Source organism: Polynucleobacter sp. MWH-Aus1W21 (assembly GCF_018687275.1).
Taxonomy (GTDB): Bacteria; Pseudomonadota; Gammaproteobacteria; order Burkholderiales; family Burkholderiaceae; genus Polynucleobacter.
On record NZ_CP061287.1, the window covers coordinates 1,446,012 to 1,467,594 of the forward strand.

Sequence of the window (21,583 nt, forward strand, 5' to 3'; positions counted from 1 at the left end):
TACCAATTTAATCATTTCAACTAATGACGCAGGACATTTAAGGAACTGCGTCATCATTTTGATGCTATTACTTGATAAAACGAATCTTCTCGTTAATCTTGCTGAGAATTGGACCCTTCTTAGCATTGAAGACCTTCTTGTTTTCTTCAATGAGATTCTTGCCCTTGGTATCAATCGAGATAATTAGTGGGCCAAATTCTTTAACTCGGTTTACCCAAAGCGTTTCAGGCATACCCAAGTCTTTCCACTGGGCATCTTCGATTTTCTCAACCTTAGTAGCCGCTAAGACTGCACAGCCGCCTGGGAAAATCGCATGAACTGCCTTATTTTCAACACAGCCTTCCTGCGTTTCAATACCCATACCGCCCTTGCCAACAATTAACTTAACGCCGGTTTGTTTGATGAATTCTTTTTCAAACTTCTCCATACGCATTGAAGTAGTTGGTCCAATAGAAACCATTTCGTATTCACCATCTTCCTTTTGACGAACAATGGGGCCAGCATGAAAAATAGCGCCGCCCTTTAAGTCGACCGGTAACTCACGACCTAACTCAATTAAGCGGCGATGTGCAACATCACGACACGTCACCAAGGTTCCAGTAAGGTAAACAACATCACCGATGTTTAATGCTTCTAAATCTTCGTCTTTAATGGGTGTTTGTAGAATTTTCTTCACAGCTTGAATCCTTCGTGGGAAATGATTTCATAGGACATATCGGCATTAATCTTGATCTTGCCACGGCGATGTGCCCAGCAACCGGTAGATACCGCTACACCGATGGTCGATGGATGACGAGCCGATGACTCAATGTTCACACCCATCACACTATTAGCTCCAGTCAAACCTTGTGGGCCAAGACCCAGCTCATTAAGACCTTCTGTTAACAACTCTTCCATCAATGCGGCATTCTCATTAGGATGGCTTGAAGTGACTGGACGCAAAATGGCTTTCTTAGATAAGCGAGCAGCGGTCTCAGCCGAAGTGGATACACCCACCCCAACCAATAATGGTGGGCATGCGTTTACACCACGAGAAGTAATGACATCAAATACAAACTCTGCAACGCCTTCATATCCTTGTCCTGGCATCAGTACTTTTGCGGCGCCTGGCAATGTACAACCACCGCCAGCCATGTAAACGTCAACGATGCAATGATCAGCACCGGGAATGATTTCCCAATCGAGCCAAGGAATTTTGGATCCAGTATTGGTGCCGGTATTTTTCTCTTCAAAGGTTTCTACTGCGTTGTGACGCAATGGACCTTCTTTGGTAGCCCCCTTAGTAGCATTGAGCAAAATATCCTCTAGCTCACCCAATAATGGGAAATTTGAGCCTGCAGATAAGAAGTATTGAATTACTCCAGTATCTTGGCAACTTGGACGATCGAGCTTATCTGCGAGCTCTTGGTTCTCTCGCATAGACTCAAAAACTTCTTTAGCCAAGAAGTTCACTTCCTTGCTACGTAACTCACCTAGTTTAGTAGTTACATCAGTTGGTAATCGCTTGCCAATATAAGAGGTGAACCTGGATAAAACATGAGTGAGATCTGCAACAGCAGCTTCTTTATCTACGACGGATGATTGCTTATTCACGAGTAACTCCTTTGATGTGAATGCTGGTTATTCGATTGCTAGTTTGGCCGCCTTGGCAAGACTAGAAAACTTAGCTGTTTCTTCGGAAATTTGCTTTGCCATCTGCGCTTGTGTATTGCCCACTGGTTCTGCGCCGATATCAAACATCTGCTTCTTAAATTCGGGTGAGTTAATGATTTTGACGATTTCAGTATTCAGTCTGGCAGTAATGTCTTTAGGCGTTGCCGCAGGTGCAAGCAATCCAAACCAAGTGCCAATATCCATATTGACTCCTGACTCTTTCATGGTTGGCACACCTGGTAATGTAGAGGAACGCTTAGCTGTTGTTACTGCTAAAGGACGCAATTTCTTCTCTTTAATAAATGGCAAAACTGGAGTAATGGTGTCAAAAGACATGGTTACCTGACCGCCTAATAAATCAGTTGCCAATGGGGCGGACCCCTTGTATGGAACATGAAGGATTTCAGTGTCAGTCAACATCTGGAACTGCGTGCCAATCATGTGCTGAGCAGTGCCATTACCGTTGGAACCATAGGAGAGTGAATCAGGTTTTGCTTTAGCCGCTGCCACTACATCCTTAACTGTCTTGTATGGCGACGCTTCGGAGACAACCATAATGTTTGGCACTAAAGCGACTGTAGTAATTGGGGCGAAATCTTTTTCAAAGCTATAAGGTAGTGTTTTGTATACAGATGGCGCAATCGTGTGATGTACAGCGCCCATGAATAAGGTGTAGCCATCAGGAGCTGACTTTGCTGCTAAACCAGCGCCAAGCGTTGCGCCTGCACCAGGTTTGTTATCAACGATCACTGACTGACCCAATACTGGGCCTAACTTTTGGGCCACTGCGCGAGCTAGAACATCGGTTGTTCCTCCTGGAGGAAATGGCACGATGATGGTGATTGTTTTGGTTGGATATGACTGGGCACATACAGACCCCACAACTCCGCACAACAATAAACTTACTAGGCTATTTTTTATTACCTTTTTAAACATCTCGTCCCCTCCCTTGGTGAACTCCATTTACCTATTGGCTATAGGAATGTAAGAACTATAGGATTGAGTAGCACTTAAAAATCATGTATAAAGTTAAATTATTGTTAACTTTTAATTAATAATATGATCAAAGGCGTTAATCCTGCTGATTTAGGATTCTTTTCTGCTCTTGCCTCCTCTGGCAGCCTTGGGTCTGCTGGTCGCGAGCTTGGCATTACGACTGCGGCAGTCAGCAAACGACTCGCCCAGATTGAGGGGCGATTAGGTCTAAGCTTGGTTAATAGGACCACCCGCAGAATGAGCCTCACCCCTGAAGGCGAAGTGTATCTAGAGCATGCCCGAAAGATTCTTAGTGAAATCGAAGATATGGAACATGTTCTTTGGGGCTCAACACAAACTCCGAAAGGATTATTGAGAGTTAATGCGACGCTAGGCTTTGGAAGATCGCAGATCGCCCCACTCATATCCGAATTCGTCAAAAAATATCCGCAAGTCGATATACAACTCCAGCTCTCAGTGAGTCCACCCCCTATAGCAGATGACTTATACGATGTGTGCTTTCGGTTTGGGCATCCACCCGACTCAAGGGCTATCGCTAGACTTATTGCCCCTAATAAAAGAATACTAGTAGCCTCACCTAATTATTTAAAAATACACGGTGAACCCAGCACGCCTAATGATTTGATAAAACACAATTGCATCGGCATTAGACAAGGTGATGAGGCTTATGGCTTATGGCGTTTTGCTAAGAGCAAGACCAGAAATCAAAATGAGCCTACTGAAGATATCAAAATTCGAGGAAATCTAACCACCAATGATGGCGAGATTGCAGTGAACTGGGCTTTGGATGGGCAAGGCATTTTGCTGCGTGCCGAATGGGATGTAGCTAGATACATCAAGAGTGGACGCTTGGTGCACATACTTGAAAACTATCACACTCCAGATGCCGATATTTATGCTGTTTATTCTCAACGGCACAAGGCATCAGCCAGAGTTAGCGCCTTGATTGAGTTTGTGACAATTTCACTAAGTAAGCAATAACCGCTATTTAAAGTAATGTCCAAAAGTTTGAAATCCGATCTACAGATTCGAACTTTGCGCCAAAAAGCAATCGCACAGTCAATCGCACAGTCATTTTTTGGTCGCTCAAACCCTTATGATATATAGGTTTTTTAACACCCACGACTTCTTTTAATCCGTTGGTCGCGAGTTCGAATCTCGCCCGACCCACCAGTTATACAAAGGGATCACAGCAATGTGGTCCCTTTTCTTTTGGCTAGATGGAATGCGGTGGTCACTGTGGGGATTCAATAGAAGATCTATTGGACGTTTCGAGTGGGGATGGTGGACGCTAAAGTGAGACTGAGCGTCTCGAAACGGGATGGTTGTCGGGTTAACCGACATTTCATATGTGGATAGTTGGGTGACCGTTAACGACCCAAAGCCTTGTCTAAACAATCTGACATAAATTGCACATACTTTATTGCCAGCTTAGTAGGGATAACGGATTTTTTACGAGCATCTGTTTTGTCTGCAAGCAACTTTACGTAACCAAGTGTCACCAAATTCTTCAATCTCCCATGTAAAGTAGCCTGGGAGCCATATTGCTGAAGAGAAATAAGATCGCCTACCAATAAGGGGATCTTTCGCGAGTCTTGCTGCATGATGTATTCAAGTAACTGAATTTCAAGGCAATCTAAAGCGCGACCTGGATTCATACGATCAAGTGCATCAATCAGATTTAAAAAGCGAATATAGGCATTTGACATCTATGAATAGTAAGCAATCCCAGGACTACATTCATTGATCATCGTCAAGCCAAACCAAGGCTCCCTTTGAGTACTCTTTTAATTTTGCGGCAGTGCATTATAAAAAATTAGAACCAATTCTCATAGTCTGGGCGTATAGTTATTTTTAAGGGGAATAGATGAAGCGGATTGTAGATATCTACCGAAAAGAGCAAAGGGACCAAGTTCTCTGGACTTACATCGTCTCTCTAGGCGGAGATGGTTCTCACCCGGGTCTTGAAGACTTTAAAAAAGAAGCTTTACGATTAGCCGTTATGGATAAACGTGGCTCACTTGCAAACTTAGATGCTTATGTCCATCTTGAAATCATCAAATAACCATGGGTAATAGCACATTACACGCGATCGCTATTGACGAGCTTCGCCACTCAAATCCAGAGTTTTATCGAGAGTATTGCCTACTCATTGAGGGGATTAGCAATCAAATTCGAGAGTTAGCCAAAAATCAAGCTGATCATTTAGATTACAGTAGTTTTACCGAAAGCTATGATCGAGCTAGCCATGAGCCGGTATTGCAAGTGGTCATTGGAATTCAAAAGACAGAGTTGTACATTCATATCTATATCCACAAAGACAATTACTTTGTTATTGGACAATCTGGCAGTGGAAAAATTGCCATAAATGCTCAAGAGGCGCTAGCACTTGTAGCGCAAAAGATAAAAGCGACTAAAAAATGAACTGGCAACGAACAATGCTTAATAAACCCAACTCCTCTCCTCCGGGAAAAGGCGGTGTGGTGTATGTCGTTGATGATGATGAAGCGATTCGAGATTCCCTGGCTCTACTACTTAATGCCTATGGTTTTAGGGTCAGCCCTTATGAAAGTGCTGAGAGATTCTTGCAATCACTAGCTGCTAGTGATCCACAATCTTTGGGCTGTGCTTTAGTAGATATTCACCTTGGCGGCATGTCTGGAATCGAACTTCAAGAAACGCTTCTAAATATGGATCTTAATATTCCCATTGCGTTTATTACTGGCCATGGGGAGATCACCACTGCGGTAAATGCACTTAAAAAAGGAGCTGTAGACTTTATTCAAAAACCGATCAATGAAGAGATTCTTATTGGCTTAATCAATGAAATGCTATCAAAGGCTTATCTTAGTAAAGAACAATCTACGGAGCTCAAAGAGATCAAAGAGAGATTTAGACTTCTAACCCAAAGAGAAGTTGATGTGCTTGATCGCATTGTTGCTGGCAGGATTAATAAGGAAGTTGGCATGGACTTAGGTATTTCAATTAAAACCGTAGAAGCGCATCGAGCGAACCTCATGGAAAAGCTTAAGGTAAATCGTGCGGCTAAGCTACTTCAGTTAACCTTGAGATATCGAGAGGCTAAGGCTAAAGGACTTATTTAATGGGAACCGTTACTTAAAGTAACGCTCAAAAGTTTGGTATCCGGCCTAGAGATTCGAACTAATATTGCTCAAAATGCTTGCGAGTAATCTCGTAACCTTCATCCGCTTTTTTTCTACTAATAATCTCATCACGGTATGTACGCATAAAGTCTTTTGGATTTAGAAACGTACATTCACTACCATATGGATGACCGCAATACTCATACACAATTGTACGAACCTTATTTGGCTTATTTTTATTTACAAACTCAGACTCGCAATAGCCCTCGTAACATGACAGCACCTCAGGAAATGGCTTTTTCCAATTCTTTACTACTGGCGGCCTCACCAAAGGTTTCCAACCCTCCTTTTGTATTGCATCACGCAATACCAAGTAAGAGGTCTTAGATTCATCATATTTCCAGTATCCGAATAGGGCTATCACTGCAATAACTACCGTGGCGAATACCGCGTATATCTTCTTCCTACGATCCCCTTTATCGCTTTGCTGCTTTTTCAAATCAGCTTCTGCCTGCTCCTTAGCCGACTCTTCAGCTTTCATTAATTCTGCTTTATTTTTTTCAAGCCTCTCAGCTACTAATTCAGCAGTATTTTGCTCACCTAAGAATTTTTGAGCACCAGCATCATAAGCATCATTTAACTCCTCACTCATATAGGCTGGCATCCACTGCCACTCGAGCTTGCCTGTCTCTTGGTTTGTAGTTTGCTTCAGCCCAGTTTCAGAGAGAATGTCTAATTTCGCTGGGTAGATGTGCGGAAGATGATGCAAGTAAACAATGCTGCAATTTCTACTGCCAGCATATCCATGCCCATACGCCTCTTGCTTCATGTATTCCAATCCAGGATATTTGGATTCAAATTCTTTTTCTAACCTGTCTTGAGCACCTTTTTCATAAGCTGCATTAAGCCTAGCTACCAAATAAGGCTCATAGATATCCCAATAAACCCTTCCATCTTCAGTTAAGAATAAATTTAGATATTCATCTTCCAAATCAAAGCCGCGCTGATATGCCTCTTCATTAGTAATCTGACCTTCTAATAAGATCTGAGTTTGCTTTTGGAGCTCCTCAAGGCGATCAGATTCAGCTCGCATTGCCTCTTCATGATTTGCACTAGCCTGCCACTTTGCCTCTCGAACTTCATCAAGGTGTCGCTCTGCAGCCCATGCGGCCTCTCTTGCACTCTCCCGAAGCTGACGTTGCATATCAGCCTGGCCTTCCTGGATCTTTGCGTTATCTTTACAGACACCACAAATACTCCCCCAGCCGTCCATATACTTACCACAGTTAGAGCAATTAGCCACACTCAACCTCTATTAGTAAATTTGATTGATATTAGTATTTTGAATACGGAGTAAACCTAGACTTGATGTGATTTCACTAACGCATCTTGACCAGACTTAATTTTTTGCCTTGCCCGCTCAGCCTTTATAGCCTCTTGATCTCGCTTAACGCGATCCTTCATTGATTTAAGCCTAGCTTGCTCTGGACTTAATGGTTTTAGCGGAGCTATTTCATTGAATCTCATGACTATCCGATCTGCAGTGGTTGATGAGGCACATTATTAGAGCCAAAGATTGCTTGAAATAACTTATATGCCTGAGCTTGATTCTGGGCATAAAGAATTGTCTCCACCCACATTCCAGCCGCATTAACAGTTGCCTTATATCGTTTCATAAAGTTATTTAGTCAAAAACTCAAGCCGATCTCTAAGTCCTTCGTTATCTAGCTCCTCAAGCCTAAGAGGATCAACGTGGTCAAGCCTACCTTTGGCAACCTCATTTTTTATGCGAATTTCATCTGTAATAACTTGGCTCTGAATTCTGCTTCCGCTATACCGCCTATTGCAAGAGTAAAAATCTCGCCCTTTAGCAGTAGCTAAAAATTTATCTCCACTTTTAAGCGCTTCAATATATTCGAGACAACGCTCATTCCACGTTTTATTTAAATCCCGAATAACCTCGTTTCGGATTCGTGCCATCTCATTTTTTGCATCTTCTACCCTTTTTCGAGCTGCTTTCGCTTCCTCTTCTGCTTTTGCTTCATCATTAACTCGAATACCCCATTGAATGAGATTCCAACCAACAATAGTGAAAAAAATAAGTCCAACCCATCCCCAAAAGCCCATGTAAAACCCCTTATGGTTTTTAATAGTTATTGAAAACTTTAACGCAGGCTCATGACGTTGGTAAGCCCCTGCAGGGTAAATCCTGATGAAATACTGGGGTACGCTAGGCACCCCGTTTAATTAACGTTTAAACCCACTTCTTAAACTGGAGCTTGCAGATTCAATCTGCTGATCGAGCTCCCCTGCCTCTACTGCTGCTTTAATAGATTCAAGAGCTTTAACCAATCCCTCTCCACTGGCTACTTCAACGCTAGGCTTGCCTTTGGCTAACTCCAAAGTACAACTGCCATATTTCACAGAGACACAGACCTTTCCTTCCTCACTTTGAAACCACCATGGTTTTATACGTTTTGGAACTTCCACTTGTTTACGTAATCCTGTTTCACGATCTTTCACTGTTTTGTACTTCATGACTACAAATGGTGTTCCTTCTAGCTGGCTTTTAGCGAGTTGGATCTGCTCCCAGAGTTTTGATCCCAGCTTATTTCTCCTAATAACAATGGCTGGCATATTGCGGGGTTTTTTAACGGCCACTAGCTTTAAGTGACTTAATTGGCTCATTTGAATTCTCCTATGTAGTTAATGGGCTCATTAAGTGTGTTTTCGATATAGCGCTTTGGTCGACCTCTTTTTGACCATTGGATCGTTTTGGCTAATTTTGGATAGAAAAAATACGTTTTTTATTAACAAGGGCTAAATATTTACGAGTCGCGTAATGAGTTGCATTGAGATGCGAAGAAGAAATAAGTTGCAGTAAGAGATGCAGTTAGTTGCTGTATTTGGGACAAATGAGTAGCTCTGAACAGCAACTCAAGCAACAGCAACTATCTTTTGTCTCTGCTACTCCTTGCATCTCAAGCAACACCGCGACTCCTTTCAATATTCAAGGAGATTAAAAATGAAAGAAATCACAGCCCGCTTATGGGAAAACAAAATGTACGGAACAACCTTCGCCAAAGGTCAATATCGCAAAGCCATCTACAACGGAACATTGGAGATCATGGATCCCTATGCCAAGTATTTAGTAGATTTTGAGGAAGTCGAGACTTGGTTTCACTTTCCCAAGAGTCCAGTGCATGTGGAAATGGCTAATCGCTTAGCCAACCCACCAGTCAATGAAGATGGAGTTTTAATGAGTTGGATCTATCGATACGAGAATGGCTCAAAAAGCCCTATTGAGGGATATGCGTCTTTAGATATGAACTACAGCAGAATTTATATTGAAATTAATGATTCAGAGCACGGAATAAATGATTACTGGGAACTGCCCATACGAAGCTGTATTGCCAGAATTCCCGGAAAACCCACTCCAGCACTAATAGCCACCACGCAATCGGAGCTAAATGCCCCTCAAAAACCGTCTACAAACGGCGTATTTTCCGGTGGACATAAGCAAGCACTTGAGAACTTACAAAAGTACGCTATCCAGTGATTTGAGGTGTTAGCTAGTATCGCGGGGTTTTGTCGTCTAAATCCCACGATATTCAGAAGATTTAGCTAAATACTTATAGAAAGAAAGAGGCTAAGAATATTTACATATTCTTAGCCTGGTCTTGTAAGTCATTGATTCTTGGAAGATCTTGAAGATTTAATGGAAGGTATAAAGAGGTCGACCTTTTCCCAATAAGAAAACATACTTAAAACGCACATTTTATTTATGACAGGAAAAACAAATGGCACAAGCAAAAACCTTATCTCAAACCGAACTAGACCAAGTTCTTGAGTATGTCAGTACCAAAAAGTACGCTTTACGTGACAGAGCAATGATTTTGACGAGCTTTCTCGGGGGACTTCGCGTCGCCGAAATAGCCTCTCTAAAAATGGGTGATGTTCTAAACCTAGATGGCACCATTAAAAATGAGATACGTCTCTCCGCAGCGCAAACAAAAGGCAAATTTCCTAGAACGGTGTTTGTTTCTCAACGCTTACAAACTGAGTTAGCAAACTATCTAGCTACCCGGTACATCACCAACCCCGATATTCCCTTCTTTCATACAGATCATCGCCTAGGCTTTACCCCAAATGGCTTATGCGTTTGGTTTTATCAACTCTATAAGAATGTCGGCATTAGTGGCGGCAGTAGCCATTCAGGTAGAAAGTTTTTTATAACCACCTTGGCTAATAAAGGCATCGGGGTAAGAATCTTAGCCTCTTTGGCTGGTCACAGATCCATTGCCGTAACCCAAAGGTACATCGATGTTAACGATGAGCAAAAGAGACAGGCCGTAGAACTTATATAAATTAAGTTAACTCTCTATCCAACCCAAGCGCTCCCATTTACGCAATGGGAGCTCATCATCTAGTCCGGGCTTCTCGCAGCTAAAACCCAGATCACGCAATAGTTGCAATACATAGGTACGGCTAACAGTTTCACCTGCCAAATACTCTTTCTCAATTAATGTTTGAATCTTTGAGAGTGTCCATTTATCTGTTACATGCCCCGCTGCTTTAGCGCCAGCCTTTAATGCTCTCGTTAATTTCTGCACTTCATTATTCGTCAGCTTCTTAGGTCTACCTAACTGCTGACAGCGTAACTCGTTATAGCTCGTTTTATAGATCTTCTTATTACTTAAGAACCCTTTTTCTTCTTGCTGAAAGCTAGCGGTGATCGTGCCGCCCATGTCCGTTTTTCTTTTGACTGTTAATCGAATAGCCCAGTTCTGCACACTTTGACGGCTCACCCCTAATTGCCGGGCAACTTCTGCTTTAGCCACCCCCTTCATTAAAAGGCGAGCACCTTCTAAGCGGCGATGCTCAAGAAGTTTGAGTTTTCGTTTCATTTTCTTTTGGGTTGTACTAGATTTTCCAAAAAACACCTCATTTTTTGTCAACTATTTTTATAACAATAAATCATTCTACCCATATTAAACATGGCAAAGAAAAATCCCTATTTTTCGTCAAGAGATTTTAGTTTTTTTCATCAGCAAAAAAACGCTCATTTTCGACATACATTTCTCTTCATTGGCATTACCGCTCTTTAACAATTCACTCATTTCTTATTCACTGTCGGGTTTCCCGACATTAGCCCTTTCCCATATTGGTAAAGGTAATTGTTAGATTTTTATTAAGGAGGTCTTATGGACCAAATAGCTGAAGTAGCTGAAAAAGTAGATGGGCAAGTAGTTACGAATCTGGTTGAAAAAATCAGTCAAGATTCGCAATTATCTGTAGGGGCCGTAGTAAACAACTTGATTGCCGAACGAAAAGCTTGGCAAACACAGGATCTCACTCGAAGCAATGAACGCCTTTATGGCATCTTGCAAAGTTGTTACATCTTGTTTCAAAGCATGAATAGCATTAAGTCGGAAGCTATGGCTGTAAAAAAAGGGTTTTTAGAGTTTTGTAAGCAGCAAGGTTGGGACTTTAAAGACAACACACACCTGATGACTAAGGTTGTGCAATGTGTCTTTGGCAATGAAGATCGCCGTCGCGTTAGCTCTTACGCCCTTGCGCTACGAGCGGCAGCAGAGTCAAAGACACCTAGCATGGAAATCCCACAGTTTTTCAGGGATAAAGGTGGGGTAGAAGAAGTTCGACGCGAGCGATCACCCAATCATAAGACGGCCAAGGATAAAGCAGCAGTTGGCCGCGTTGCCATGGAAGGTAGAATCTTAGCCTCCTTTCATAGCGACACTTTAGCGGGTCAATTTGAAGCGTCTGAGTACAACGGGGCCTTAGTCCTGCTCTCCACCAGAGAGGCTGATGGTAGTTTTGCAGTTCGTAGACTGGTTCAAAACGGCACGGCTATTACTGCCGTACTAGCTAGTTTGGCGCACTCAGTAGCCAAGGAGCAACAAGAGAAAGCTCCAGCCACTAAAGCAGCCAATGATGATCAGTCTCGCGATACTGCAATAAAACAAGCTGTAGGCGCGTAATTGCGTTGTCGTCTAAAGCGGTAAGCCAATACGGATAAGAAATGAGTGAAGCCATAACTAACTAGGAGGAACTATGGCACTCAATATCTCAACCCCGTCATCACCTGATGACTTTGCATTAATGCCCCATACAAGGGCTAAGCTAGAAGCCGTATTAGACGGTACCGTAAAGTTTCCTGGCAATGGAGTATCAGCTTTACTGCTCTACGGCGTTTACGGTTCAGGAAAAACTACCATGGCCAAGCTATTGCCTGGCTGGCTCGAGACTGTCAAGACTACCCCTGTACTGCAATCAATTCCTGTGGGCTCAATTATCGACTCCACACAGCCAAATATTGATTTTTACTCCTGCGCTCAAGGCCAGAATGGCGCATCACTCATTGGGCAAATTCAAAGTCATGTCATGACCATGAGCTTTAACCCCAGTTGCTTACATTATGTGATTTTGGATGAAGTAGATAACCTCACCGCAGCAGCCCATGCATCGCTCAAGGCCATCATGAACTACACCCATGTAGTTTTTGTCCTTACAACAAATCATCTTAATAAGGTAGATCCCGGAGTTATTAATCGATCCATCGTATTGGATATGAATTCTGCTCCGACCTCTGCTTGGGTCAGCAAGATCAAGGCTATTTACGCAGCCTCCGGGAAGACGCCTCCGACCGATCAAGCCATTGCAGGTGTTGTCAACGCTGGAAATGGATCAGCCAGAACGATTCTCACTGATATCGAAATCACTCAATCTATTCGTGAGCGGCAGTTTGAAGATGAATAAGCGCAAATCTGTTGAACTGCTGATGGAAATCACTGTGCAGGCGCTTGCTGAATTGGTAAGCGGGGACGAAGGTATCGGCACCTTTGTCCTTGCTAAAAACCATGCTGTCTCCACCAGAAAGATTGTGAATAAGGTGCAATTTGAAGAGGAATGGCAACAGCAAATTGATGATAGCGAGGTTTTCTATGTTTTCACCACTTTAAAGCTAGCGCCCAACATCCTTCAGATTGCGGGCTCTAAATACCAAGACCTTAATCGCGTCTCTTGGAATTTAATTGTTCCCAATACTTTTACGCTTGAGCCCGCGCAGAGACCCACCAACTCTATTGAGCTACTCATGATGGCAAAACTCATGCTTGAAGAAATCCAAGGCGGCCACTTCTCGTATGAGGAATTGGTGGAGTTTTTACAAATTATTAGTCGCATACGTAAGCGCTAAATCCTTAACAAATCTACTTAAATTAATTTACCTTGGAGTAATCATGAAATATTTTGACGCAGTTGTACTAAATGACCGAGAAACATATAGCAGCATTGATGGCGCATATGTTGTATTGAATGCCATTGAAGATGAATGTGTAAACGAGGTTGAGATAACCGAAAAGTCTCGAATTATTCAGATTTCCGATCTTTTAGAAGCCTACTATCGATTAACTACTTTTTAAATATTGAAATCACCCAATACGAGCACATAGAAAAAGAATATGAAGATGGTAATTTTTGAATTTTGGGGTTGTCATGCGCTACCCTAGAACAGTCTTTGTTTTTGACACCCCAGACCATGGCATTGATCCCGAATACTTTCAGAAGATCAGCTCATCTTCACAGAAGATCTATATACGCGGGCATTCAAAACCAATTGGGACAATTGATTCTGAGCTTGATGCCATCAAAATACTGGATGGTTATCTTAATTTCACAGGTCCAAATCGGTCTTATATGGTCATCGGCAATCTAAAGCATGTTGAATTTATTGCTACTAGCTTGGCTGATAAATACTGCTCGATCTATTGGCTCATGAATAAGAATTCCGCTTTAAGCATTCGCGCAGCTTTAGGTGCCCTGCTTGATCTTCATGAAATGGAAGCCTTATTTAACGAGGCGCTTTATTACTACACCAAATCTAGGGATCGGTATCAAGCATTGTCTGACTCCACGCATATATCAAACGATGATTTTCCCCAGCTTATTGCGGACATCATTAATGGAGGAAAACAGGTTGAGCTACGGGCGGATATTGAAAGTTTTTTATGCGAGGAATTACATATCGGAAAATTTGAGATTTAAGCCAACTTCGCGGCTGCCATCATTGGGGTCAGTTTTGAGTAATGACGCTCAATCATTAATGTCGAGGTACCCATTTGCCTAGCTAGGGTGTGTATATCAACCCCCTCAGCTAGTGCAAATGTGGCATAGGTATGGCGAAGACTATAAAGACTACGATTTCGCCCCGCTACATCTTTAAGCAAATTGCATTCTTTTAAGAGATTCTCAAACTGAGGATTAAAGTTATAAGGCTGAACCCCTCTTGGGAAAGTAAATATCAGACGATCTAACCTGGCCTCTATGACGGCATTTAGATCTTTATACGGCAATTGATGCCAAGCAATTAATCTTTCCAAGCAATCCACTACCAAATGTTTAGCAATTAAATATCGAGGTCCTGTTTTACCGGAAAGCCAAACCTTGAGATAGCGTTGATCGCCAATCCAATGCCATTGAAGATGTTTCCAGCGCATGGGTTTGAGCTCGGTTCCAGGCCTTGCTCCCGTATAGAGTAAGAATTCCACATAAGAGCGACAGAGCTGTCTCATCTCCTTGGTGCGCGATGATCTGCCGACGTTTTCCCAGCTAGGCATATAGGCCAATAATTGAGCGATCTCTTCCTTACTAAAGGCGGGTCTTGCTTGACTGGGGGAGCCATGAGGATCTAATAAAGGTACCCGGTATGTATCTACAATCAAGTTTTGCTCTCTAGCCAAGGCAATGACTCGGTTATAGGTCGTTGCATGGGTGCGCTTAGTGCTTGCCTGGGGATCTCTACCCATCTGGGATAAGCGCCAAGATTCAAAATCCTTAACCAGCTCTGAAGTAATTTCCTTTAGCTGGAATTTTCCAAAAAATGGGATGAGGTATTTATTGAGAACAAACCTGTAATCCTTAAAGATAGCTTTTCCATTACCTTCTTTATTGGCAATATCCATTGCCACGAGGTCTTCTTCAGCCAACTGCTTAAATGACTTGGATTTGAGGCTTAATTCCTGGCTTATCTTAGCCATGGTCTGCTCATAGAGTGCTATAGAGGTATGCTTGGCCTCCTCAAGATCCGCCTGGCCAGTGCTCATGGAGTGCCACTGACAATTGGGCAACCTAAAGCGGCATTGCCATTGATTGCTGCCTGATCGCTTAAAGAGACTTACTAAACCTCGGTGGAGGTGAATTACATCAGCAGACTGGGATGCACTAGATTTGAAGAAAAGCTGGTTTAGATTTTGCACTCAAGTGTCGTGTTTCGAGACACTTGTAGCTTAACTTCAGATTTCAGGAAGGTCGATCGGAAAATTTGTCGAGTAAACCGACATTTCATGTGTGGATATCTGGTAGGCAGACTCCGACCCAAAGCAGACCATCAATTCAATAATCTGAGTACGCTAACTCTCACCCAAAACTGAGCGACCTGCTTAACGTAAGGCTTTATTTAACTGATCCACAATCTCGGCCCAATCAGCATCTAAAAGCAACTCATCACGAAGAAGCCTTGCTTGAGATGGTGTCCACAATGGTGCATCCGCTAATTCAATCGCTTCATCTAAAGGAGCATGCCGATCAATGAATGCCTTAATACTATTACCATCAGAAGGTAGTCCTAATTGAAGGAATAACTCAGAGAATGGATGAAATGACTTTTCCATGATTAATTTCTCCTTAAACGTAACGCATTTGTAATGACCGAGGCTGAGCTCAAGCTCATGGCAAGTGCAGCAATTAATGGTGAGAGTAACCATCCAGTGAAAGGATATAAGAGACCAGCAGCAATAGGAATGCCCAGTGCGTTATAAAGAAACGCAAACACTAGGTTTTGCTTCATATTGCCTACCGTATCGTCTGAAAGCGACTTAGCAATCGCAATACCCCTGAGATCACCTTTAACTAAAGTAATTTGGGCGCTATTCATAGCAACGTCAGTACCGGTGCCCATAGCAATACCAACATTGGCTTTTGCTAAAGCCGGAGCATCATTGATGCCATCACCTGCCATTGCAACAATCCGACCTTCATTTTGTAGTCGAGTTACCAATTCGAGCTTATCTGCTGGCTTAACCTCTCCATAGACCTCTTCAATCCCAAGGCGCTTGCCAACAGATTTAGCAGTTGTTAATCCATCTCCAGTTGCCATCACAATTCGCAATCCCGCCTCTTTTAAGGTTTGCAAAGCCTCTGGCGTAGTAGCCTTAATAGGATCAGAGACAGCTAAAAGTCCAGCAAGCTTTCCGTTGATAGCTAAATGCATCACGCTAGCGCCTTCAGAGCGGAGCTCCTCTGCTTGGGCTTTCAAAATATCAACAGAAACTCCCAGCTTATCCATCAATGCAGTATTACCCAACGCCAAATGAAACAAGCCAACGCTACCTTGAACTCCAATTCCTGAACTAGATTCAAAGTTTTCAGGTTTCTCCAGGGGCAAATTACCATCTCTTGCAGCACGAACAATCGCATCGGCAAGAGGATGCTCACTACCCTGATCAAGGCTTGCCGCAAGCCTTAAGACCTCATTGCCATCAAAGCTGGGGGCGGCAATGACTCTATCAAAAATTGGCTTACCCTCTGTTAAGGTGCCTGTTTTATCAATAATGAGGGTGTTCACCTTACGAAGATTTTCAATGGCCGCAGCATCACGGAACAAAATTCCTTTTGTCGCCCCCTTACCAGTAGCCACCATAATCGACATTGGTGTAGCAAGACCTAGGGCGCAAGGACACGCAATAATTAATACAGAGACCGCATTAATTAAGCCAAAAACCCAACTTGGTTCGGGACCAAAGACCCCCCAAATGAAAAAAGTCAGCAAAGATATAGCTACAACCGTTACTACAAAATATCCCGCAACAATATCTGCCATTCGCTGCATTGGCGCTCTGGAGTGTTGGGCTTGAGCTACCATTTGCACAATTTGAGCCAGCATGGTTGATGAACCAACACGCTCGGCCTTAATAATCAATGCGCCATTGGTATTCATCGTTGCTCCAATCACACGATCACCGATACGCTTAGTAACTGGCAATGGCTCTCCGGTAAGCATGGATTCATCAAGCGCACTAGAGCCTTCAACAATGACGCCATCAACAGGCACTTTTTCACCTGGGCGCACCCTCAATAAGTCTTCAATATGCACATTTGATAAGGGGATGTCTTCCTCGGATCCATCTGCCTTAATTCTTCTGGCTGTTTTGGGCGCTAAGCCCAACAAGGATTTAATTGCCGCAGAAGTTTGTGAGCGTGCCTTTAGTTCCAACACCTGACCAAGCAGAGTCAATGAAATAATGACGGCGGCTGCCTCAAAATACACACCAATCCTGCCCATAGACATAAAGGAAGCAGGAAATACTTGTGGAGCTACCGTAGCAACAACGCTATAAAAAAATGCAGCACCTGTTCCCAGTCCAATCAAAGTCCACATATTTGGACTACGATTGGCTATGGATTGCCAGCCACGATGAAAAAACGGCCATCCTGCCCATAAAACAATTGGTAAGGATAGGAACAATTCAACCCAGGTTTGGGTTTGAGGCTCTAGTAGATTTAATTTATGACCAAACATCGCAAGGACAGTCACCACTGTCGTCAAAGGCAGTGTCCACCAAAATCGCCTTTGAAAATCAACTAATTCTGGATTTTCTTCTTCCTCTAATTCAGGCAGCAGAGGCTCTAAACTCATCCCACAAATTGGGCAATTACCAGGATGATCTTGTCGAATTTGCGGATGCATGGGGCAGGTATAAATTGTGCCAGCCACCGAAGCAGAAGACTCTGAGTCCTGTAGCCCCCCATCTAGATACCTGCTGGGCGCTCCAATAAATTTTTCTTTACAACCATTGCTGCAAAAGTAATACGCAATATTCTTAAGCGAGTAACTATGCTTAGACTGAGAAGTGACCGTCATCCCACAAACAGGATCCTTCAAGGAATTTTCATCTGAAGAATGTTCGTGATGGGAGTGATCGTGTCCATGCTCATGATGATTGTTCTCATTGTGCTTACTCATTGCAAATCCTTGTTTACCTAATTCATTAAAACTGGCGTATCTGGGATTTCATTATCTGAAGATGATTTCCCCGGGAATTGACTTTGCAATAGTTGACTCACCATTTCAATTCCAGACAAAATGCCAGCCTGATATTCATTGAGCGCAAATTTGGATTCGATCTCATGACAAATAACATCCCACGCACTGGCATCCGCATTTGAATGAATGCCTCTATCGGCAATTATCTCTACAGCATGATCGGCTAATAAAATATAAATGAGCACCCCATTATTGTGCTCGGTATCCCAAACTCTGAGATTGGTAAAGACTTCAATTGCACGATCTCTAGGGCTTAAGTCTTTTAACAAGGCAAGCGTATCCAGGGCACCTTCCACGGCAAAACAGATTTGACCCGAATGTTGAGCCTCACTATCTCGAATCGCATTTGTTATTGCGGCAAGATCTTCCTTGGAAAAGCATTTCCCTACCTTGCGACTATGAGACCAGAGATGTTTTATTAATCGATTCATATTCATGCTCACCATCTCCCCGAGGAGCCACCGCCACCAAAGCCGCCACCGCCACCACTAAATCCACCCCCGCCACCATGAACTCCTCCACTGCTATAGCCACCAAAGCCATGTCTACCCAACCCCATTCCGGATAGAGCAACGACCAATGCCACAACACCGGCGATTAAGGCCATAGAAAACGCACCGAACATAAACCAGGCGATAAGAGCTACAAATCCTCCGGTAACGAGGGATCCAGGCAACCTGCCGAGCATCGATCGTAAGATTCCACCAAGCACTAAAGCCACAATAAAAATGATTGGTAAAAACGAACGAATATCCCCGGGGTCACGCATTTCTGTATTAGTTGGGTTTGGCGCTGGTAACGCCTCACCATCAACCACGCTAATCACAGCGTTTACGCCATCCGTAATGCCGCCATAAAAATCCTGCTGTTTGAATCGGGGCACAATGATTTGGTCGATGATTCGCTTGCTAGTTGCATCAGTTAATACTCCTTCAAGGCCGTAACCCACCTCAATCCGAAGGGCTCTATCCGCTTTAGCAATAATCAGAATCGCACCATCATCTACTTTTTTCCGTCCAATCTTCCATTGCTCAGCTACGCGAATAGCATATTGCTCAATAGCTTCAGGGGCTGTAGATTGCACCATTAACACCACAATCTGACTACCCTTTTTAGCCTCAAAATTGCTTAAGGTTTGATCTAGAGAGCCAATCTGACTGGGTGTAAGAGTACCTGTTTGATCAATGACCCGCCCTGATAAAGCTGGCACCGTCTGCTGCGCCACAGAAAACTGAGGCCAGCAGAGCAGCGCCAAAAGCGTTAGCAAGGCGAATAGGCATTTAGGCAGCCAGAAGATGCGGGTCACGAAAGTTGCTCCAATTATTTCGCCGCAGGAGTATCAAATGAAACGCTAGGAGGGGTCGCTAATTCCTTTTCATTCTCAACAGTAAAGTTTGCCTTGGCCTTATAACCAAACACCATTGCTGTTAAATTCGATGGGAATGAACGAATCGTGACGTTGTACTCCTGTACAGATTTAATGTACCGATTACGAGCAACTGTAATGCGATTTTCAGTACCCTCTAGTTGCGCTTGCAAATCTCTAAACCCTTGATTTGTTCGTAAGCTCGGGTAGCTTTCTGTAACGACCAATAACCTGGATAAAGCCGAAGTGAGCTGCCCTTGCGCTTGCTGGAATTTCTGGAAAGCTTCTGGATTATTTACCAAATCAGGAGTAGCTTGAATTGAGGTAGCTTTAGATCTAGCCTCTACCACTTTGGTCAGGGTATCTTGCTCAAACTTAGCTTCGCCTTTGACCGTGCTTACTAGATTAGGAATCAGATCCGCTCTACGCTGATATTGATTCAATACCTCAGACCAGCTAGAAGTTACCTGCTCATCTTGGGACTGAATTTGGTTATACCCACAACCTGATAACAATACCGCTGCTATTGCCAACAGACCGATAAGATATTTACGCATTTGTTACTCCTTTACTTAATTGAAGTTTGAGTCTTTAAGAACAGTTACCTTTTTGGATGTCTAAAAATTGGGAATTAAAGAGAGTGTTAACCACAACAGCAACCACCAGATTTTTTCTGTGGCGCCTGAACGCTGCCATCAAGGTCCAAAGAAGATGGATAACCCTCCTGATTTAGCGCATGAATCAAATCATCGGTCTTCCAGCTCACCCTATCTAAATGCACTTTTCCTTTTTGCAAGTCGACATGGATATTGGATACGCCATCTAAAGATTCAAGTGCCTTGGTAACGTGGTTAACGCAAGATCCACAAGTCATACCGGCGACATTTAAATAAATTTGACTCATTTTCATTCTCCCTTTTTTAATTCGACGACATATAGCTTTCCACCTTCGCTTGATGCCACAAATTCCACTTGGTCTCCAGACTTAAGACCATTTAAAAGGGCTTTGTTTTTCACGTTAAAAATCATGGTCATTGGGGGCATATCTAAATTCTTGATTTCCTCGTGACGAATGGTGACTTTGCCTTGCTCCAAATCAACTTTGCGTACCTGACCAGCCGTATATGCACCAGTAGATTGGGCGCTTACTATATGAGTCAAGATTACTCCTGATAGTAGAAAAATAACACTCAAATATTTTTTTAGATTGTTCATAATTTAATTCCTATCGATAAGATTGATAAATTTGGGATTGACCATTTTTAGAGATCAATAAAACGTCATAAGGATCTTTTCTAGATCCATACTCAGGACCATCCATTCCTGGAGAGCCTATGGGCATCGCTGGTACAGCAATCCCTACAGCATTGGGCTTCTCGGCCAATAAACGCTTAATTTCCCTCGCCGGGACATGGCCTTCGATTGCATAACCATCAATGACTGCGGTATGGCAAGACCCAAACTGAATGGGCATGCCCATCTTCTTTCTAATCTGGTCATTACCATCGCTGATCACTTTAGTAGCAAAGCCATTTTTCTCCACATACGAAATCCAATCCTTGCAACAGCCACAAGTTGGACTCTTCCATACTGTGATCAATGGTTTTTCACTGACAGCACTGGATGCAAACGGCACTAGCACCAATCCCATTGCTATAGCCCTTCTTGTTAAATTAATGTTGATGGGAGCCATGGCCGTCCCCTTTCTGTGCTGGTGAAACAGATTTAGGTCCAGCTACCGAAATTGATCCCTTCATTCCCGCATCGTAATGGCCTGGTTGTAGGCATGCAAATTGCACTTTTCCAGATTTCGTAAATTGCCAAATAATTTCACCTGTTTGACCAGCGCCTAAGGTAACCATGTTTGGCTCGGCATGCTCCATTTCTGGAAACTTCATCATCTGCTTATAGTGCTCTTGTAGCTCTTGATCTGTACCAAGCACCATTTCATGTTTTGTTTTACCCAGATTCTTGACTACAAAGTGGATAGTTTCGCCTTGCTTGACTTGAATACTGCTAGGATTAAATCTCATGTTGTCTGTCATGCGAACTCTAATTGTTCGATTTACTTTGGCTGCAATACCCGGCTGTCCAACACTAGAATTTTCGCTGGCATGATCATGACCACCACTAGCGCCATGGTCATGAGACATTGCGCCCATGCCACCCATAGCCCCCATGCCTGCGCCTGATCCCTGCATCTTGTCATGCATCGCCTTACATTGACTAGCACTCATCTCAGGATGCATTTGTTGGCACATTGCCACCCTTTGTTCAGGAGTCATTTTTGCCATATTCTCGTGCATCGCCTTACATTGATCAGGACTCATTTCAGGATGC

31 protein-coding genes are annotated in these 21,583 nt (G+C 43.2%); 11 read left to right on the forward strand and 20 right to left on the reverse strand.

Going from position 1 to position 21,583, the window contains the following annotated elements:
- Window positions 1-67 precede the first annotated feature (67 nt).
- From ttdB to ICW03_RS07380, 3 genes are read right to left on the reverse strand one after another with little or no spacing between them, the layout of a single operon-like run.
- Window positions 68-676: a L(+)-tartrate dehydratase subunit beta gene (gene ttdB, locus ICW03_RS07370; RefSeq protein WP_015421408.1), complete on the reverse strand. Its 609-nt coding sequence runs from the start codon at window positions 674-676 to the stop codon at window positions 68-70.
- Window positions 673-1,593 carry a L(+)-tartrate dehydratase subunit alpha gene (gene ttdA / locus ICW03_RS07375; RefSeq protein ID WP_215346935.1) on the reverse strand — a complete coding sequence of 307 codons (921 nt, stop codon included), beginning with the start codon at window positions 1,591-1,593 and terminating at the stop codon, window positions 673-675. Before ttdA ends, ttdB begins: the two co-directional genes overlap by 4 nt.
- Before the next feature lie 27 nt (window positions 1,594-1,620).
- A complete protein-coding gene (locus ICW03_RS07380) occupies window positions 1,621-2,589 on the reverse strand; it encodes a tripartite tricarboxylate transporter substrate binding protein (RefSeq protein ID WP_215346937.1) in 969 nt (322 codons plus the stop codon).
- Between the two features lie 123 nt (window positions 2,590-2,712).
- Here ICW03_RS07380 and ICW03_RS07385 point away from each other — a divergent pair, with 123 nt between their 5' ends.
- Window positions 2,713-3,630: a LysR family transcriptional regulator gene (locus ICW03_RS07385; RefSeq protein ID WP_215346939.1), complete on the forward strand. Its 918-nt coding sequence runs from the start codon at window positions 2,713-2,715 to the stop codon at window positions 3,628-3,630.
- Between the two features lie 389 nt (window positions 3,631-4,019).
- On the opposite strand, the gene ICW03_RS07390 is transcribed toward ICW03_RS07385, so the two are convergent.
- Window positions 4,020-4,358, reverse strand: coding sequence for a hypothetical protein (locus ICW03_RS07390; protein WP_215346941.1), 339 nt, complete (start codon window positions 4,356-4,358; stop codon window positions 4,020-4,022).
- A gap of 158 nt (window positions 4,359-4,516) precedes the next feature.
- On the opposite strand from ICW03_RS07390, the gene ICW03_RS07395 reads away from it, so the two are divergent.
- The 3 genes from ICW03_RS07395 to ICW03_RS07405 are packed head-to-tail and all read left to right on the forward strand — an operon-like array spanning window position 4,517 to window position 5,753.
- A complete protein-coding gene (locus ICW03_RS07395) occupies window positions 4,517-4,714 on the forward strand; it encodes a hypothetical protein (protein WP_215346942.1) in 198 nt (65 codons plus the stop codon).
- Window positions 4,715-4,716: 2 nt separating this feature from the next.
- Window positions 4,717-5,073, forward strand: coding sequence for a hypothetical protein (locus tag ICW03_RS07400; RefSeq protein ID WP_215346944.1), 357 nt, complete (start codon window positions 4,717-4,719; stop codon window positions 5,071-5,073).
- Window positions 5,070-5,753, forward strand: coding sequence for a response regulator transcription factor (locus ICW03_RS07405; RefSeq protein ID WP_305849362.1), 684 nt, complete (start codon window positions 5,070-5,072; stop codon window positions 5,751-5,753). Before ICW03_RS07400 ends, ICW03_RS07405 begins: the two co-directional genes overlap by 4 nt.
- A gap of 58 nt (window positions 5,754-5,811) precedes the next feature.
- Here the strand turns inward: ICW03_RS07405 and ICW03_RS07410 are convergent, their stop codons facing one another.
- The 5 genes from ICW03_RS07410 to ICW03_RS07430 all read right to left on the reverse strand — a co-directional run bounded on the left by ICW03_RS07410 (window position 5,812) and on the right by ICW03_RS07430 (window position 8,441).
- Complete coding sequence (locus tag ICW03_RS07410; RefSeq protein ID WP_215346946.1) at window positions 5,812-7,056, reverse strand: hypothetical protein; 1,245 nt, start codon at window positions 7,054-7,056, stop codon at window positions 5,812-5,814.
- A gap of 56 nt (window positions 7,057-7,112) precedes the next feature.
- Window positions 7,113-7,280: a hypothetical protein gene (locus ICW03_RS07415; protein WP_215346948.1), complete on the reverse strand. Its 168-nt coding sequence runs from the start codon at window positions 7,278-7,280 to the stop codon at window positions 7,113-7,115.
- A 2-nt stretch (window positions 7,281-7,282) separates the two neighbouring features.
- On the reverse strand, window positions 7,283-7,429 hold the full coding sequence (locus ICW03_RS07420; protein ID WP_167345997.1) for a hypothetical protein: 147 nt from the start codon (window positions 7,427-7,429) through the stop codon (window positions 7,283-7,285).
- 4 nt (window positions 7,430-7,433) lie between these two features.
- Window positions 7,434-7,880: a hypothetical protein gene (locus ICW03_RS07425; protein WP_215346950.1), complete on the reverse strand. Its 447-nt coding sequence runs from the start codon at window positions 7,878-7,880 to the stop codon at window positions 7,434-7,436.
- A 120-nt stretch (window positions 7,881-8,000) separates the two neighbouring features.
- On the reverse strand, window positions 8,001-8,441 hold the full coding sequence (locus ICW03_RS07430) for a DUF6641 family protein (protein ID WP_215346952.1): 441 nt from the start codon (window positions 8,439-8,441) through the stop codon (window positions 8,001-8,003).
- A gap of 337 nt (window positions 8,442-8,778) precedes the next feature.
- On the opposite strand from ICW03_RS07430, the gene ICW03_RS07435 reads away from it, so the two are divergent.
- Both ICW03_RS07435 and ICW03_RS07440 read left to right on the forward strand, forming a co-directional pair.
- Entirely contained in the window at window positions 8,779-9,312 is a 534-nt protein-coding gene (locus ICW03_RS07435) for a hypothetical protein (RefSeq protein WP_215346954.1), read from the forward strand.
- Between the two features lie 241 nt (window positions 9,313-9,553).
- Window positions 9,554-10,120: a site-specific integrase gene (locus ICW03_RS07440; RefSeq protein WP_215346956.1), complete on the forward strand. Its 567-nt coding sequence runs from the start codon at window positions 9,554-9,556 to the stop codon at window positions 10,118-10,120.
- A 6-nt stretch (window positions 10,121-10,126) separates the two neighbouring features.
- On the opposite strand, the gene ICW03_RS07445 is transcribed toward ICW03_RS07440, so the two are convergent.
- A complete protein-coding gene (locus ICW03_RS07445; RefSeq protein ID WP_215346957.1) occupies window positions 10,127-10,660 on the reverse strand; it encodes a hypothetical protein in 534 nt (177 codons plus the stop codon).
- A 297-nt stretch (window positions 10,661-10,957) separates the two neighbouring features.
- Between ICW03_RS07445 and ICW03_RS07450 the strand changes: the two genes are divergently transcribed.
- From ICW03_RS07450 to ICW03_RS07470, 5 genes are all read left to right on the forward strand, one after another.
- Window positions 10,958-11,755 (forward strand): hypothetical protein, encoded by a 798-nt coding sequence (locus tag ICW03_RS07450; protein WP_215346959.1) that lies wholly within the window; start codon window positions 10,958-10,960, stop codon window positions 11,753-11,755.
- Between the two features lie 73 nt (window positions 11,756-11,828).
- On the forward strand, window positions 11,829-12,533 hold the full coding sequence (locus ICW03_RS07455; RefSeq protein ID WP_215346961.1) for an AAA family ATPase: 705 nt from the start codon (window positions 11,829-11,831) through the stop codon (window positions 12,531-12,533).
- Complete coding sequence (locus ICW03_RS07460; protein ID WP_215346963.1) at window positions 12,526-12,972, forward strand: hypothetical protein; 447 nt, start codon at window positions 12,526-12,528, stop codon at window positions 12,970-12,972. The genes ICW03_RS07455 and ICW03_RS07460 overlap by 8 nt, the downstream gene beginning before the upstream one ends.
- A 43-nt stretch (window positions 12,973-13,015) precedes the next feature.
- Window positions 13,016-13,198 (forward strand): hypothetical protein, encoded by a 183-nt coding sequence (locus ICW03_RS07465; RefSeq protein WP_215346965.1) that lies wholly within the window; start codon window positions 13,016-13,018, stop codon window positions 13,196-13,198.
- A gap of 73 nt (window positions 13,199-13,271) precedes the next feature.
- Complete coding sequence (locus ICW03_RS07470) at window positions 13,272-13,820, forward strand: hypothetical protein (protein WP_215346967.1); 549 nt, start codon at window positions 13,272-13,274, stop codon at window positions 13,818-13,820.
- Here the strand turns inward: ICW03_RS07470 and ICW03_RS07475 are convergent.
- The 10 genes from ICW03_RS07475 to ICW03_RS07520 form a co-directional block, all read right to left on the reverse strand.
- Entirely contained in the window at window positions 13,817-14,878 is a 1,062-nt protein-coding gene (locus ICW03_RS07475) for an integrase (protein WP_215346969.1), read from the reverse strand. The genes ICW03_RS07470 and ICW03_RS07475 overlap by 4 nt on opposite strands.
- A 336-nt stretch (window positions 14,879-15,214) precedes the next feature.
- On the reverse strand, window positions 15,215-15,445 hold the full coding sequence (locus tag ICW03_RS07480) for a DUF2789 family protein (protein ID WP_015421810.1): 231 nt from the start codon (window positions 15,443-15,445) through the stop codon (window positions 15,215-15,217).
- A 2-nt stretch (window positions 15,446-15,447) separates the two neighbouring features.
- On the reverse strand, window positions 15,448-17,796 hold the full coding sequence (locus ICW03_RS07485; RefSeq protein ID WP_215346971.1) for a heavy metal translocating P-type ATPase: 2,349 nt from the start codon (window positions 17,794-17,796) through the stop codon (window positions 15,448-15,450).
- A 17-nt stretch (window positions 17,797-17,813) separates the two neighbouring features.
- Window positions 17,814-18,314, reverse strand: a complete 501-nt coding sequence (locus ICW03_RS07490; RefSeq protein WP_251374374.1) for a TPM domain-containing protein — start codon at window positions 18,312-18,314, stop codon at window positions 17,814-17,816.
- Window positions 18,315-18,316: 2 nt separating this feature from the next.
- Complete coding sequence (locus ICW03_RS07495; protein WP_370624968.1) at window positions 18,317-19,183, reverse strand: YgcG family protein; 867 nt, start codon at window positions 19,181-19,183, stop codon at window positions 18,317-18,319.
- 14 nt (window positions 19,184-19,197) lie between these two features.
- The gene (locus ICW03_RS07500) at window positions 19,198-19,800 is read right to left on the reverse strand and encodes a LemA family protein (protein ID WP_215346975.1); all 603 of its coding nucleotides are present in this window, start codon (window positions 19,798-19,800) and stop codon (window positions 19,198-19,200) included.
- 86 nt (window positions 19,801-19,886) lie between these two features.
- Window positions 19,887-20,147: a heavy-metal-associated domain-containing protein gene (locus tag ICW03_RS07505; RefSeq protein ID WP_215346977.1), complete on the reverse strand. Its 261-nt coding sequence runs from the start codon at window positions 20,145-20,147 to the stop codon at window positions 19,887-19,889.
- A 2-nt stretch (window positions 20,148-20,149) separates the two neighbouring features.
- On the reverse strand, window positions 20,150-20,458 hold the full coding sequence (locus tag ICW03_RS07510; RefSeq protein ID WP_215346979.1) for a copper-binding protein: 309 nt from the start codon (window positions 20,456-20,458) through the stop codon (window positions 20,150-20,152).
- 10 nt (window positions 20,459-20,468) lie between these two features.
- On the reverse strand, window positions 20,469-20,936 hold the full coding sequence (locus ICW03_RS07515) for a DUF411 domain-containing protein (protein WP_082784133.1): 468 nt from the start codon (window positions 20,934-20,936) through the stop codon (window positions 20,469-20,471).
- The gene (locus ICW03_RS07520; RefSeq protein ID WP_215350260.1) at window positions 20,917-21,423 is read right to left on the reverse strand and encodes a plastocyanin/azurin family copper-binding protein; all 507 of its coding nucleotides are present in this window, start codon (window positions 21,421-21,423) and stop codon (window positions 20,917-20,919) included. The genes ICW03_RS07515 and ICW03_RS07520 overlap by 20 nt, the downstream gene beginning before the upstream one ends.
- Window positions 21,424-21,583: the final 160 nt, after the last annotated feature.